This is a genomic window from Bacillus sp. ISL-77, assembly GCF_018613105.1.
In genome coordinates this window covers 60,676-74,150 of record NZ_JAGGQY010000037.1, presented here as the reverse complement: position 1 = coordinate 74,150, position 13,475 = coordinate 60,676, and the positions used below count along the sequence as shown (strand labels likewise).

General features: G+C 37.9%; 9 protein-coding genes. 2 read left to right on the top strand and 7 right to left on the bottom strand.

From position 1 onward, the window contains the following. Positions 1–489 precede the first annotated feature (489 nt). On the top strand, positions 490–1,008 hold the full coding sequence (locus tag J7E77_RS15270; protein WP_214715477.1) for a hypothetical protein: 519 nt from the start codon (positions 490–492) through the stop codon (positions 1,006–1,008). Between the two features lie 53 nt (positions 1,009–1,061). On the opposite strand, the gene J7E77_RS15265 is transcribed toward J7E77_RS15270, so the two are convergent. From J7E77_RS15265 to J7E77_RS15235, 7 genes are all read right to left on the bottom strand, one after another. Then, positions 1,062–1,748, bottom strand: coding sequence for a multiheme c-type cytochrome (locus J7E77_RS15265; RefSeq protein ID WP_374102980.1), 687 nt, complete (start codon positions 1,746–1,748; stop codon positions 1,062–1,064). Between the two features lie 7 nt (positions 1,749–1,755). Then, a complete protein-coding gene (locus J7E77_RS15260; protein WP_214715474.1) occupies positions 1,756–3,099 on the bottom strand; it encodes a cytochrome c3 family protein in 1,344 nt (447 codons plus the stop codon). 322 nt (positions 3,100–3,421) lie between these two features. Continuing rightward, positions 3,422–5,407: a cytochrome c3 family protein gene (locus J7E77_RS15255; protein WP_214715472.1), complete on the bottom strand. Its 1,986-nt coding sequence runs from the start codon at positions 5,405–5,407 to the stop codon at positions 3,422–3,424. A gap of 134 nt (positions 5,408–5,541) precedes the next feature. Continuing rightward, complete coding sequence (locus tag J7E77_RS15250; protein WP_214715470.1) at positions 5,542–6,516, bottom strand: 6-bladed beta-propeller; 975 nt, start codon at positions 6,514–6,516, stop codon at positions 5,542–5,544. Between the two features lie 14 nt (positions 6,517–6,530). Next, positions 6,531–7,253 (bottom strand): tetratricopeptide repeat protein, encoded by a 723-nt coding sequence (locus J7E77_RS15245; protein WP_214715467.1) that lies wholly within the window; start codon positions 7,251–7,253, stop codon positions 6,531–6,533. Positions 7,254–7,267: 14 nt separating this feature from the next. Next, a complete protein-coding gene (locus J7E77_RS15240; protein ID WP_214715465.1) occupies positions 7,268–8,452 on the bottom strand; it encodes a cytochrome c3 family protein in 1,185 nt (394 codons plus the stop codon). Positions 8,453–8,476: 24 nt separating this feature from the next. Then, positions 8,477–9,862, bottom strand: coding sequence for a cytochrome c3 family protein (locus tag J7E77_RS15235; protein WP_214715463.1), 1,386 nt, complete (start codon positions 9,860–9,862; stop codon positions 8,477–8,479). A gap of 537 nt (positions 9,863–10,399) precedes the next feature. Here J7E77_RS15235 and secA point away from each other — a divergent pair. After that, complete coding sequence (gene secA / locus J7E77_RS15230; RefSeq protein ID WP_214715461.1) at positions 10,400–12,913, top strand: preprotein translocase subunit SecA; 2,514 nt, start codon at positions 10,400–10,402, stop codon at positions 12,911–12,913. The last annotated feature ends 562 nt before the right edge of the window (positions 12,914–13,475 follow it).

Genomic DNA, 13,475 nt, shown 5'->3' with positions numbered 1-13,475 from the left:
ATCCCTTATTTTCGAATGTTTTCCGTTAACAGGAAGAGACCATATTATTTAGGATTTGGAAGCAAAATGATTGGCTTTAAATCTGAAAAAAATGTTTAAAAATACCAATAACAAAGCGATCTATTAAAAAAAGCCTATTTTTCGTAAAAAATATTTTTATAACTCAAGGAGAAGCTCATAAAAATGATATCCGGTGTAAAATTACACTACAATACTCGGACAATTATGATTTATTTAATGACTTATACCTTCAATGGGCGAATTTTTGACTTTTATGGGCGAATCTTTGAGTTCTATGAGCGAATTCTGTACTTTTATGGGCGAATCTAGGGTTTCTATGAGCGAATTTAAAAAACAACAATACTTAATATTTTTCTTAGTACTCCCATTTCCTATTGTTCCTTAAAGATTCACAAGAGCAAAGAAAATACTAAATGCCCTGGCGATATAATTGGAAACAGGGATGGTATTCGAAGGGAAGGCTGTTTTATGAAAAAACGGGCTATAATTATTGTTTTGATTCTTGCTGTGGTGGGGATTTTCTCGATTAAATATTTTACGACACTATTAGATTCAAAGGACTCTGCGATTATTGTTAATAAACACTTTCCATTTAATGATGATTATCAAGATAAACGAAAATTAACGAATGCCGTTGATCATATTTTTATTGGCGAGGTAATAAGGGAAGTTGGGAATAAAGCATATACAAGAAATCCTAATACCCAATTTTTAGTGCGGATTACCCAAAATATAAAAGGTGCGCTGCTCGGGGACATAACGGTCAATCAAGAGGGAGGCTATTATAAGGAGATAGGGGAACTATATCTCCTTACTTACGAAAAATCTCCTCTGCTAAAAAAGGATCAAATGTATCTATTCTTCCTAACCTCAACAAACAATGGGTATTTTGAAATGATGCCGAAATATGGCAGCATGCTTCTAGATAATGAAGATGAAAAGTTAAAACAGATTGATGCAGTTAGAAAAGTGATGAAGGAAAATTGAGTTTTAGAAAAAAACTTTAAACGCAAAAACGAGAGGTAGTCCCTCTCGTTTTTTTAAGGATTGCTTGGTTCAGTTATTACATTTGTTTCTGTCGCCTTATCAGTTGTTGCACTTGTTTCTGCCGTCGGTTCAGTTGTTGCACTTGCTTCTGCAATAGGTTCAGTTGTTGCACTTGCTTCTGCAATAGGTTCATTGGTTTCTGTTGTCAGGGTAGTTGTTTCTAAGTTGGATGTTCTCTTTGGTGATTCCGTTTGTAATGAACTACTACTTTGAGTTAGGGTTGGCTCTTTCTTTAAAATAACTGGAGCATGTGCTGCTCTTAATGCTTTCACTTCTTGAGTCCCGGTACCTCCATGGCACTCTGAACAAGCTTTTGATGTGTCAAGATGCTCAGTAAGGGTTTCATTAAATAGTCCAGTCACCCCAAATAGTTTAGTCTTACTGTTGTGACATTTTAAGCAGAAATCCCGTTCCTTATTTGCCCAATCTCCTGATGTAAAAGAAAATTCTTGTTGATTTTCGTGTCCGAGTAAATTCCTTAATAACACAAGGTTTTTTGACCCATGTGTTTCATGACACTCAGCACAAGGAAGGTTTCCGTTTAAATAGCTACCATCAATTGCAATAATCGTATGGCCTGATTTAATTATTTCATTTTTATCTTCATCTTCATAATATTGTTTAATATTAGTTGCCTTTCCACCATTATGGCAACGCAAGCATAATGAGAAATTCCCGATTTGTCCATTAGCAGTTGTTGATTTCTTGTATGAAAGGACCTCTCTTACAGAAATTTTCGTGGTAACCTGCTGGACCGCTTATTGTATCACCGTCATGACAAGATTGACAGTTATCATCAAGGCTATCTCTACTTGAACCATTAGCTGTATACACATAATGATCTTTAAGGTGATTAGGATTACCCGTAGTCCAAGTTAAATGTGGATTATGGCATGTCGTACAGGAACCTGCACTCGAAGGATGCTCTGAATCCTCTACAGCAGTATGCATCGATTTAATTAGACTATTTTTAGAATCATAATTTTCAGGCATAGGAACAGCCACGGTTCCGTCATGACAAGCCATACAATAACTATTTTCTTTAGCCTTATCTTTATAGGCGGATATTGGCTTATCAAGATTTACATTTTCCGAAACATGTGTACCATGACAATTCGCACAAGTGTTTACATTATTTGTGTAAAAACCATGTGGCTGTCCGGGTACTTCTGCCGTGTTTTCGTTAATTGCTGTATCTTTGTCTGGATTTTGACTCTTTACAGTTTCACTTACTGTCGTAAACTTCTTAATTACTGGAAGAAAATTATTATCTTTAGCATCAATAAAAAGTCCTGCACCAGCATCACTATATTTTGCTGATATTAGACTTGGGTTGAAAATTAAATAATAAGTTTTTCCTGGTAATAAGTTATTTAAAGTTAGCTTGATTTGGTTATCAGATTTGAATTCGAAGTCCACACCTGAGATCTTGGTAAAGTTTTTATCATAGATCGTAACTGGGTTTGACAGACTTTGAGAAACATCATCGCTCAAATCTATAAGTATTGTAGTTGGGTTTGTGGAAATTCTTGTCAAATCTTCATTTTGCATGAGGTCAACATCTATAATCTCATCTCTATCTTCCCTGGTACCATTAACTTGAACCTTATACTTATATTGATATGCCTTCATATGAATAGAAGTTATATAGGGACGCTGAACAGGAATAGATTTTATATTTGGTTCCTCTGAATATAAAGGCTTATCGGTTGCTTCTATTTTTAGTCTATTAAGTTTTTGAGAAAATGTCTTAGTTATCGACCATGTTCCATCTGATGATGGTGTAATCGGATCAGATGTCTCACTTTCACCTACCAAATTCATTACTATCTCTTGTGGGGGCGTTTCATCAGAAACAGTTCCAGTAATTGTAGTTATTCCATTTAATACTTTAATACTTTTAATAACGATTGTTGGAGGAGTGTTGGTTACCGTGGCCAATACATTGGCAGGGAGAAATAAGGAAAGGAATACTACTAATAATAGTAAGAGCAAGGCAATATATTTATAACCGTTTTTAAATAAAATCATAAATGTTCATTCCTTTTTTGTTACGACATGAGATCCAATTATATTAGATTCTAGGTGACAAATTAATATATTCCTAAGTTAATAAAAATAACAATGTGTTTTTCTTATAATCTACATTATTATTATACTTTTATTGTTAATGTAATAGGGTAACAGAACTGTGAATTATGTTTGACAAATTCGTGAAGATAATATTTGACGATTTTGTGAACTCGTTATAAAATAAAAATAAGCTGACAGCCCACCGAGGCGAACTGTCATCCTAAACTTAAATATTTCATTCAAGGCTAATAAATAGTAGGGCTATTTGTTAGCCTTTTTATTATGGTAGTTGTGATGTTACAGTTACTTCAGAACCAGCACTTGAGAAATCAGTACCAACTACTGGTTGAGCTTCTAATCCGTGTGGATCGTTGTCATCTTTGAAAGAGCTAGTATTCTTTAACTGTTCAGCTTTAGAGTCTGTATGACAGCCCCAACATACTGACATGTTAGTATAGCGTTTTAATGCAGAAGATGGGTTTTTGTCTAATAGGTAATCTGTTGCTTTAGCAGTATCCCCTTCGAATTCTCCACCATCTTTAGTAAGGTCAGCAATTTTTTCTCCATGTGCATCCATCATAACCGTTACGTCAGTACCGTGAGCATAGTGACAGCGTACGCAAGTGTAAGAATCACTATCTGTAGAGTGACGATATGCTTTACTAAATGTACCTGAAGCAGATCCTGAGTGAGCTAGGTAGTCAGTGTGACAAGCAGCACAGTATTGATTTAATTTAACCCCTGCACCTTTAAACGCACCAGTACCAGTCATTAAGCTATTTGAATCAGATTTGAAAATAGGTACACCAGTTGTTTGGCTTCCGAATTTAGCAATTTCTTTTAGATCAAGATCAACTTTGTATGCTACACCGATATCAGCTGTTTTAACATCATCTAAGTAGCCTTTTGTAGAGTAGATGTAACCTTTGCTGAATACAATTTCAGAATTCCCAAGTTCATTGTCATGGAAGTCAGCGATGTAAGTATAGTCGTATCCGCCGTGACCATCATCTTCTGAATAAAGTTGGTCAGCCATATTGATTGTTCCATCTGTTTGACCAGACAATACTGTTTTTCCATCTGTATCGTACTTAGCTATGTCAGTAGTTACTTGTTTATAGAAACGAGTATAATAGTTTTTAGGACTTCCATAAACATATCCATATAACCAAGGAGTAGTGATTTGTTTATAGCTATAAGCTTTTGAAGTAGGGTCTTGAACAAGTTCCATTAAAGAGATAACTTTAGCAGTACCATCAATACCTGTGATTCCCATTTCAGTTGCAGTACCTCTAACTAGTAGTGGAGATTCTGCGCCTTTAGCAGGAGCAAGTGTGCTATAGTTTACAACAGCCTGACCTTTGTAACCAATACCACCTTCAGCTTTAGTAGCTAAGCCCATTCCGTTTGGATTGTAGTGTAATAAACGATCAGAATAAGAACCGTGTGGGCTATGGCAGCTTGCACAGTTGAATTCGTTAACCCATGAACCATTGTTTGCAGCACCGTTACCACCTGGTGCAGCTTTGATTTGTACAGAACCGTCGGCTAAGTGAACAGACATGTTACCTGTGTGTGTTCCACCAAAAGTACCAGCGTTAGATGGTTCAAATACGTTATAGAATCCTAATGTACCATCATGACAAGCAGTACAAGTGTTATAAACACCGTCTTTGAATAGTAAACTCTTAGATGCGCCTGTGTGTGTTTGGTGACAGCTTGCACAAGAGTTTGTGTTGTTTTGGTACTCACCATGAGTTCTGTGGTTACCAGTAGAACCGTCGTTTTTAACCATGTCTTTAGATTTGATAACTTCGCCAACTTTTGTGCCGTTATTAATGGTAACATCTTTACCAGTTTTGTTGGCATTTTCTAAGCCATTATCTTTATCAGTTGAAGTAATCTTGTTGTTGTAACGGTATTTCACATCTGTGATAGTTGAAGTAGCAGTATCATTAACACCGCCATTTGTTTTAACTTCTACGTTGTAAACTGTTTTAGTATCTAAATTTGCAAGTGTGTAGGTAGTTGCTGTAGCTGTTTTAGTATCAACTACAGATCCATCTGCTTTCTTAGTGACAGTAACTGTATAACCAGTTACCCCTGTTGCAGTATCTGCAGACCAGGTAGCTTTCATTGCTCCATCATTGTCTACAGTTGCTTTAAGGTTTACAACACCAGCAATTGCTGCCATTGCAGATATACTAAACATTAGCATAAATGCAATTGCTGTCAAAAATGAAAAGCCTAATCTTCCCTTCGACATTCTTAAAACCTCCCAAATAAATCTCTCTTTTTTTCTCTTTTTATTTAAGTATGTTTGAAAAATATTATTCCCTATTCCATGAACCACCTCCTTAAAGTTAAAGTACTAATCTATGATACTAATCTTTTAAAGTCTTAATAATAAACTTCTACTCGCTGATTTAACGTATCAGTGATGTAGATATGGTCTGTATCATCAATGAATAAGCCATTAGGTAAATAGAATTGTTCGTTTTCGTCTCCCATGCCGCCGAATTGGAATAATTTCTTTCCATTTGCATCAAATCCATAAATATAATGAGTTAAGTTATTAACAACAAAGATGTTTCCATCAGAGTTGATACCAATTCCTCTTGGGTTGACTAGCGTAGATGAACCGTTACCGTCTTCAGATCCGTTTATTGTTTTCTTGAATTTTCCTTTTTTATCAAAAATCTGAACACGCTGATTTCCGGTATCAACCACGTAAATGTTGCCATCCTTATCGGCTGTTACAGCATTTGGAGCACGGAATTCTCCGTCCTTCTCCCCTGCTTTTCCTAATGTAAGAATGAGCTTGCCATTTAAGTCAAACACAAATACTTGGCTTTTTTCGATATCTGTTACATATAATTTATTATCTACAATACGTAATCCACCAGGTGCTTTAATGGCTTTTTGCTTTTGATTCTCTTCCTTGAAATAGCTGATAAAGTTTCCTTTTTTGTCCATAATTGAAATATTTCCATTATAAAGATCAAATACATAAATATTACCTTTTTTATCACCGGCAATTCCGTATGGGAACATAAACTGACCAGGCCCTTTACCTTCTTTCCCAAATTTAAAGATTTGGGTTCCTGTTGAATCAAAAACCTGAACTCGTTTGTTTTGTGTATCCGAAACATAAACGAATTCACCAATCTTTGTAACATCCATTGGTTTATTTAAAGCATCATTTCCAAAACCACCATAAATCATATTACTGTATTTTGGCGGACCGTTTCGGTCTACTAACTTAGTCGGATTGCTAACTTTATCTTGTAGATTTAAAAGGTAAATGGCCACAAAGGCTATGATTGTGAGGCCAACGATGACCACCATCCATCTATAAACATTCTTTTTCTTCACGGTATCCCACTCCTTTATTTCTTGTTAGAATCTTTAGATGCAATTCTCTCTAGACCTTTTAATGCGTTTTTATAGAGCGGATCGTAATTTAAGGCATCCTTATAAATCGCTTCAGCTTCTTTCATTTGCCCCTGAGCTTCAGCCAATCTTCCAATTTCATAAATAATATCAGTATTTCCTGGCATTAAACTATTGGCTTGGTTTAAAGTTTCTAAGGAGTCTTTGTACATTTTAAGCTCACGATAGATTGAACCTTTTTGTAGTAAGCCCTTATAATCTCTAGGATTTAAATCAACGCATTTTTCAGCTGCTTTTAATGCATTGTCTAGTTCCCCCTGATCTTTATAAACAATCGATAAATTTAGATAGGCATCATAATTTTTTTTATCAAGGTCAAGGGCTACTTTTAATTGTTTTATAGCCTCATCGTTATCACCCTTTAAAAAATAAGTATATCCAAGATTAACACGATGTTTAGGTTCGTTGGGCTCACTATCAACTTTGTTTTTATAATAATCAAGTTGTTCACTTACATGATTCATATCCATTTTTGACCAAAAGTACTTATCGCTGATATAGTAGGCAGCACCCACTGAAATTACTAGAGTTAGAGACAAGATTAATAACGTCTGCCACCATTTAAATTTTTCATTTTTAACCTTTTTAGTCTTCTTAGTCTTTCCCTCTGGCTTTTGATTTGTTTCCTCAGGTATATGCTGCTTTGCATCTGTTTCCATCTAGATCACTCCTTTTATTCCTTTGTCCAAACATCTGTATGACAAGTCGAACATTTTGCTTCATTATGACATCTGTAGCATGACTTGGTTAGTTTCTGATTCGGTGCCACTTCAATCGGATGACCTTGTCTCCAATAGCCTGTGTTTTTGTAATGACTACTTGGATGGCAGGAAGAGCAGGCTACATTCGTTAGTCTTGTATCACTTTTCTGCTGAATGTTATGGCAGGCACTACATCTTTGTTTATTTTCTTTTGCAATTCCACCATGACTTTTCATAAAATCACTAGTGTGGCTAGATGGTCTTTGCATATGGCAATTACGACAGAATGAATTTTCTTTTGCATAATCATAATGGGATTTTTTTGTTAAATTTGAATCTTTATTTAGATACTGAGTAACAGTAGGTTCTTCTTGAAAGAAACCTTCCAGTTTGTCAGCAGACATATATTCATGACATTTATTACATTTTTCTAACGTCGTTTTCGCCTGCAACCCATGTGTAACTAATTTAAAATCTTCTTTCTTATGGCTTTTTGGAAGCATTCCTGTTTTATGACAAGCAGAACATTCAATTGTGACCTTCCTTGCTTTATGGCAATCCATACAGGTGTCCATATCTGGTTTTGTCCATTTGATATCTTTCATGGTTTCCTGACCGACCAATTCATCCCATTTCCCATAATCAGCTTGAAATGTCATTTTCCGATCAGCAATTTTACCTTGTGCAACTCCACTATGGCACTGCGCACATTTGATTTCCTTATTTTTGTGTTTATCGTGAGGAATTATTAAATCCCCTGATGGAGTAACGTCACGTGTGAATACATTGTGACAGGTTTCGCAAGCGCTATCTGGTATTTCTTTTGGCATATGAATGGGTGCAGTATACGTTTTAGTTTGTTTTTTATAAAGCTCAATTACCCCTTCAGCTTTACTTTTCGCTAAGTTCTTTGCCCCTGGTTCGATATGACAGTTAACACAATCCACTTCGCTGTGTGTGGAAGCTTTCCAAGTATAGTACTCAGGTTGCATCTCATGGCAGGATGAGCAAAACTTTGAGCTTGAAGTTGCTTCTAGCCCGAAGAATCCTGCAAAGGAGAAAAGAGCTAGAAACAACAATGTTAAAGTCGCAGTTTTGATTAATTTATAGCGAAATTTGGGAGGGGCTGACCGCTGTTGTTTGAGCTCCTCGTCCATAAAAGCAACCCTCCTGTTCAAATATTATTTTTTCTTATCTGTTTTAAAGCCAGTTCTGTGACAGTATTGGCAATAAACATCGGTTGGTGCTTTGACTTCTGTTGATCCTGGTTTTGGCTTTTCGCGATCGTGACAAACGAAGCATTCTGATTTTTGATCTGCCGTTTTTGCTTTCGATTCGTGAGCTGTTAACCATTGATCGCTTTCCACGTGTCCACTAGGACGGTTGCTGTGACAGGCGCTGCAGAATTTATTGATTCTTGATTGGTCTTTAACGATTGTGATATTTGGTGTATATTTTGTTTTTGTTTCTTTCATCTTAAGTAGAGAGATAATGTCTTCTTTTGGAATTTCTCTGATCCATTTAGAATCCTGGTGACAGTTCACACATTTATCTAACTCTTGGACAGCTGTGCCGCCGTGTTGACCATTCCAGACTTCAACCTTATGACTCTTAGGAACTTTGACTTTTTTATGACAAGTTTCACATTCCATCGATAGCTTCACGTCTTTTTGTTGTTTACCTACAGCTTGCAAAATGATATCTTGAGTTTTTTTGTCATGCTCTGCTAATTTTTCTGCCTCTGTAGGTTCACCTTCGTGTGTTGCCTCAGTTGAGACTTTTGTAGCTTCCGTGGAGCCTTCTTTTTTATTTTCTTCCAGCTTTTTCTCGAGCTCTTGTGGATTTTCCGGTAAGCTATAAGTTTCTTCTATCCATGGCTTTTCGCCGTTGTTTACTTTATCGTGGCAATCAATACATGTTCCCATGTTAGGTCTTAGATATTTCTTTTCCATCAATTTTTCAGCACTCTCTGCTGTCCACTTACCGCGTACTTCTTCGACGTTGATACCACGAGATGCCATTTTTGCATGGACAACCCCGGCGTGACAGGTGATACAAGGAATATCTTTTTCGATATGTCCTTTGTGATTTACCTTTAAGTCACCGGATGCTGTGACGAGTCGATTTTTGGAGTGACACTGTAAGCAATTTTCATTTGAAACAGCTTCCGTTTGCACAATTTGTTCAGGTACTCCTGTTACATGGTAGTAAACTTCTTTCACCGATTTCATCTTGTGGGTAATCATGTTGGTGAAACCAGGCTTGATATGGCACTGGACACAGGTGATCTGGTTGTGCGCACTCGCTGTATATGATGAATACTCAGGTGCCATTTCGTGACAGCTCGCACAGAATGTTGGCGAGTTCGTTAAGGAAAGAACTCCATATCCTCCACCAAAAACAACGATACAACCGACAAGTGAAACAAATAATAACTTCCACCTGTTAACTGGATTCTTCCAATCTATTTCTCTGAACTTTCGCCAGAGTTTGCGTATTGGGCCAGCTTTTCTATCTTCTCTACTTTCGGGATCTTTATCTTTATTTTTTTTCCCCCAAATGGCCACTTAACTCACCCTTCCCATTTTGGATTCTATCTCTATATTTTCCATATTAACCTCTCTAAAGGTAGTATCTAACATTGTAAGAGTATAATCCAATGTACAATTTGTGAATAATTTCTCAAAGAAATAAGAGGTGATATTCCCACTGAAAACAACTTAAAAACACTGTTATTAAAGGGTTAGATTAACACTATACGCATGTTGTTTAATCTGTATATCGATGTGTTTTTATACATTATTAGTGTTTTTTATACAAAAACACTTAGGGATTGAAGCATTGATTTTCTGGTTGCAATACATTCTCAACAGTTGCCATAAGTCTGTCATATTTGACGATAAATCGAACATAACAAAAGGCTAGCTTAGAAGTTTGACTTTAGTTGATTATTTATAGTAGATTGTACGAATCTTGCTTCCCTCTTACATTGTTGTCACTGTATTGAGGAAGTGGTAAGATTAAAAGGGAAATTATCGAATATTTTTGACTAGGATTTTTTAAAAAAGAGTGTATTAGTCTCGATATAAAGGAGCGTTCATCAGATGATGGGGATTTTAAATAAAGTATTTGATCTGAACAAGCGTGAGCTGAAGCGGTTAGACAAGCTTGCAACGAAAATTGACTCATTGGCGACGGAAACAGAAAGACTGACCGATGACCAGCTGCGGGAAAAAACAGAGGAGTTCAAGGCCCGCTATCAAAACGGGGAAACACTCGATGATTTGCTCGTTGAGGCGTTTGCCGTTGTCCGTGAAGGCGCCCGCCGTGTACTTGGTTTATATCCGTATCATGTTCAGTTAATGGGGGGTATTTCTCTCCACGAAGGGAACATTTCCGAGATGAAGACTGGTGAAGGTAAAACGTTAACCGCGACCATGCCCGTTTATTTGAATGCTCTTTCTGGTAAAGGTGTTCATGTTGTTACGGTCAATGAATACTTAGCAAGCCGTGATGCAGATGAAATGGGTGAATTGTATCAATTTTTAGGCTTAACGGTCGGCTTAAATTTAAATAGTATGGATAAGGATGAAAAGCAGGCAGCCTATGCCGCGGATATTACGTATGGAACAAATAATGAATTTGGTTTCGATTATTTGCGTGATAACATGGTCCTATATAAGGAACAAAAAGTACAACGCCCACTTTTTTATGGAGTGATTGACGAAGTTGACTCGATCTTAATTGACGAAGCCCGTACCCCATTAATTATTTCAGGTTCAGCTGCAAAGTCCGCTGTCCTTTATATTCAAGCCAATGCCTTTGTCCGTATGCTTAAAAGGGATACAGATTATACGTATGATGAAAAGACAAAGGGCGTTATGCTGACGGAAGAAGGGATTAGCAAGGCCGAGAAAGCCTTTGGGATTGAAAACCTCTTTGACATGGCGCACGTAACCTTAAACCATCATATTAACCAGGCTTTAAAAGCGAATGCCAGCATGCACCTTGATGTGGACTATGTCGTTCAAGATGGCGAAATTGTCATCGTTGACCAGTTCACCGGTCGTTTGATGAAGGGCCGCCGTTATAGCGAAGGCTTGCACCAGGCTATTGAGGCAAAAGAAGGTCTCGAAGTCCAAAACGAAAGCATGACGATGGCAACGATTACGTTCCAAAACTACTTCCGAATGTATGAAAAATTGGCCGGTATGACAGGTACCGCGAAGACGGAAGAGGAAGAATTCCGTAACATTTATAATATGAATGTTATCGTAATTCCAACCAATCGCCCAATCGTCCGTGATGACCGTGCCGATTTAATCTACTCTTCAATGGACGGCAAATTCCGTGCGGTGGTCGAGGATATCGCTGCTCGTCATCAACTAGGACAGCCTGTACTTGTGGGTACCGTTGCGATTGAAACGTCTGAGCTCATTTCCAAATATTTATTGAAAAAGGGTATTCGCCATAATATCTTGAACGCGAAAAACCATGAGCGTGAAGCTGAAATCATTGCTGAAGCAGGTCATCGAGGCGCAGTAACCATTGCGACCAACATGGCCGGTCGTGGTACGGATATTAAGCTTGGCGAAGGGGTAATTGAACTGGGCGGACTAGCTGTCATTGGGACGGAACGTCACGAAAGCCGACGGATTGATAACCAGCTTCGTGGACGTTCTGGACGTCAAGGGGACCCAGGTATTACTCAGTTCTACTTATCGATGGAAGATGAGCTGATGCGCCGCTTCGGTTCAGATAATATGAAATCAATGATGGAACGCCTTGGTATGGATGATAACCAGCCGATTCAGAGTAAAATGGTATCTCGAGCGGTGGAATCTGCGCAAAAACGCGTCGAGGGGAACAACTTTGATGCCCGTAAACAGCTCTTGCAGTATGATGATGTGCTTCGCCAACAGCGTGAAATTATTTATACCCAGCGCGATGAAGTATTAGATTCTGAAAACCTTCGTGACATTGTTCAGAAGATGATCGTGAACTCTATCGAGCGGAATGTGGATGCCCATGCATCTCGTCATGAAGATGAAGAAGAATGGAATCTGCAAGCCATTGTCGATTATGTCAATGCCACTCTTTTAAATGAGGGTGATATCACTGTCGATGACCTTAAAGGAAAAGATCCAGAGGAAATCCGCGATACGATTTTTGCAAAAGTGAAGGAACGTTACGAGGAGAAAGAACAACTTCTCTCCCCTGAACAAATGCGCGAATTCGAAAAGGTTGTTACACTGCGTGCGGTTGACTCCAAGTGGATAGATCACATTGATGCAATGGACCAACTCCGTCAAGGAATCCATTTACGTGCTTACGGACAAATCGATCCACTTCGTGAATATCAGCATGAAGGCTTTGCGATGTTTGAGACGATGATCCATTCGATCGAAGACGAAGCAGCGATGTATATCATGAAAGCGGAGATCCGCAACAACCTTGAGCGCCAAGAAGTAGCAAAAGGCCAAGCGGTTCATCCAAAAGAAGATGGCGAACCGGTTAAGCAAAAGCCGAAAGTGAAGCAAATTGATGTGGGCCGTAATGATCCATGTATTTGTGGAAGCGGCAAGAAATATAAGAACTGCTGCGGGGCAGGGAAATAACGTTATAATAGCTTTGATGGCTCCAATTTCGAAGTTATAAATTAGTGAGGGCCAGCGATCATAATCGCTGGCTCATTTTTGTTGTTTTGGGGATGGATTTTGTGGATATGTTGATAAGTGGTGGGGATTTGTTGATATCTTCTGAAAATTCGTAGAAATAATGCATAGTTTTGTAGATATCCACAAGGGGATATCTTTTTTATATGTTTATTTAGAAAAGGTAACTTGATTTTGTGTGATTTCTCTTTTATGTGACCCATTTATCTGTTCTTTACTCTTTTCGGTCACGTAGACTCTTTTTACGTTACCCAATCCTCTGTTCTTTACTCTTCTCAGTCACGTAGACCCTTTCTACGTTACCCAATCCTCTGTTCTTTACTCTTCTCGGTCACGTAGACCCTTTCTACGTTACCCAATCCTCTGTTCTTTACTCTTTTCGGTCACGTAGACACCTTCTACGTGACCCGTTTCTCTGCTCTTTACTCTTCTCAGTCACGTAGACCCTTTCTACGTTACCCAATCCTCTGTTCTTTACTCTTCTCGGGAACGTAGACACCTTCTA

Coding starts and splice junctions, on each gene's coding strand:
- J7E77_RS15270 (WP_214715477.1), top strand. CDS start 490: ATGAAAAAACGGGCTATAATTATTGTTTTGATTCTTGCTGTGGTGGGG.
- J7E77_RS15255 (WP_214715472.1), bottom strand. CDS start 5,407: ATGTCGAAGGGAAGATTAGGCTTTTCATTTTTGACAGCAATTGCATTT.
- J7E77_RS15240 (WP_214715465.1), bottom strand. CDS start 8,452: ATGGACGAGGAGCTCAAACAACAGCGGTCAGCCCCTCCCAAATTTCGC.
- J7E77_RS15245 (WP_214715467.1), bottom strand. CDS start 7,253: ATGGAAACAGATGCAAAGCAGCATATACCTGAGGAAACAAATCAAAAG.
- J7E77_RS15260 (WP_214715474.1), bottom strand. CDS start 3,099: ATGATTTTATTTAAAAACGGTTATAAATATATTGCCTTGCTCTTACTA.
- secA (WP_214715461.1), top strand. CDS start 10,400: ATGATGGGGATTTTAAATAAAGTATTTGATCTGAACAAGCGTGAGCTG.